Origin of the sequence: Streptomyces sp. C, assembly GCF_000158895.1 — a bacterium.
Lineage (GTDB): Bacteria > Actinomycetota > Actinomycetes > Streptomycetales > Streptomycetaceae > Streptomyces > Streptomyces racemochromogenes.
Genome location: NZ_GG657751.1, coordinates 212,223 through 214,236, shown reverse-complemented (window position 1 = coordinate 214,236; position 2,014 = coordinate 212,223). Strand labels below are relative to the sequence as shown.

The 2,014-nt window shown below is 76.9% G+C and carries 2 pseudogenes; both read right to left on the bottom strand.

The features are described 5' to 3' along the window. A pseudogene (locus tag SSNG_RS42670) lies at positions 1–318 on the bottom strand (hypothetical protein); the annotation flags it as partial. After that, positions 315–2,014 (bottom strand): annotated as a pseudogene (locus tag SSNG_RS34225) (lantibiotic dehydratase); the annotation flags it as partial. The pseudogenes SSNG_RS34225 and SSNG_RS42670, both read right to left, overlap by 4 nt.

The following is a 2,014-nucleotide window of genomic DNA, read 5'->3' as shown; positions in this document are numbered from 1 at the left end:
GAGGGCGCCCGCGTGCCGGCGGCGTTCCTCCCCCGACGGCGGCGGGGCGGTGAAGCGGGCCGGGTCGAGGAGCAGGCCGTGCGCGTCGAAGGTCTTCAGCAGGAGCCGGACCACCGGCCGGGACCGCTCGGTGCCGAGCGCGGCGACCAGGTCGTCCTCGGTGCTCCCGTCCTCCAGGGCGGGTACGCACACGTCGGCCACGCCGAACAGGGCCTCGGGCCCGCGCAGTACGAACTGCCCGCGGCCGTGGCCGAAGTACACCCCGCTCTGTACGGGTGCGTAGTGCAGTCCGGGCCGCAGTATCCGCAGGTCGCTCAACGTTCTTCCTCCGTCGTGTACGTGAACCGGCCCCCCGGGGCCCGTCCGATCTCCACCACCCACTCGAAGGCGTGCGCCGAGGCGCCGACGCCCGGCAGTGCCTCCTCGACGTAGCCCGTCCCGCCGCGTTCCAGCAGCCGGGGCAGCACCCGTGCCATGAGGGCGCTGCGCAGGTCGGCGTACTGGGGCTTGCGCCGCCTGCGGTCCTGCGCGGCGGCCCGCCGCGTGGGGTCGGCCACGGTCTTGAAGACCACCTCGGGCGGTACGCCGTGCCGGGCCCGCCACGCGGTGAGCGCGAGCAGCCGGTCGGGGTCGCCGGGGCCGGCGGCGAGGGCGGTCTCGAAGTCCTCGCCCGGGTACCAGCGGCGCCGGGACAGTACGACGTCCCCGGCGGCGAGCCGCGGGCAGGCGTGGGTGGCGGCCGGGTCGCCGCCCGCGAGCCGGTGCCGGGCCCCCACCACGTCGTTGACGAGGCGACCGCCGCTGAGCAGCCAGGTGGCGATGCGCAGGGGTGCCGGGTACAGCTCGGGGAAGCCGGCGCCGAGGGTGACGGCGCGCAGTTCGCGGCCGTCGGGGCGTTCGACGCGCAGCCTGTCGGCGGCCGGGTCGTGGACCAGGCGCAGGCCGTACCAGTCCTGGGCGTGCAGTCCGTCGGGGAGGACGGGCGGGTGGGCGTTGACGTTGAGCCGGTGCAGGCCGAGGTCCTCGGCGACGGCCGCGCCGTCGTGTCCGTAGCGGGCCGTGAGCCGGTCGGCGAGGTGCCGGGCCGCGGTGCCGCCGGCCGCGGCGTCGGCGGCCAGGAAGCGTCCGTAGAGCATGCCGTGTCCGGCGTAGGCGTCGTTGACGACGAGCCGGTCGCCGACGGGCTGGACGAGCACCCCGTACGAGACCGGGTCCCGGCGCAGCGCCTCGGGCAGGGCGTCGGTGAGCGCGGCGAGTTCGGACGGCTTCCACCGCACCTCCTCGTCGGCCGGGTCGCGACCCGCGAGGTCCGCGTGGAGCACCTCCAGGGCCTGTCCGCGCAGGGCGCGCAGGGTCTCCAGGGAGCCGTCGGCGGGGCCGAGGCCCTGTTCGCCGTGGACCCGGTAGCGCAGCTCCCGGTCGTACACCTCGCGCACCAGGCCGTCGGCGTGCTCCCACAGCGGGACGCTCGCGCCGGTGCCGAAGCGGGCGGTGAAGGCGGCGGTGAGCAGCTGCCGTACGTCGTGCATGCGGTCGAAGAGGCTCTGGAACTCCACCACGTCGCCCAGATCGGCCAGTTGCCGCCGCCAGGCCCGGGTGGTGAGGGCCGGGGGCGGGGCGACGTAGTCCTCCTCGACCAGCAGGGTGGCGGGCCGGCCCGCGGCCCGGCTGAGTCCGGCGGCGGCTTCCCGTACGGAGGACAGCACGGCGGGCCGTTCGGCGGCGGGCGCGGAGGCCAGCCGGGGCAGTTGCTCCCGGACGGTGGCCAGGTGGCCGCGGACCTGCTCGGCGCCGGGCCCGTGGGGCGGGGGCAGCGGGTCGGCGTGCCAGTCCTCGGGGCCGGCGGCGGTGCACAGGATGCCGACGTGCACGGCGTCGGTGAGGGTGCGGACGGCGTCGGGGATGCTGAGGTCGAGGACGCGGGCGGCCTCGGCGGCGACATCGGCGATGGGGCGGGGGCCCATGGCGGTGAGCGCGAGCATGACGCGCAGGGACTCGCTCGGCGGGGCGGCGA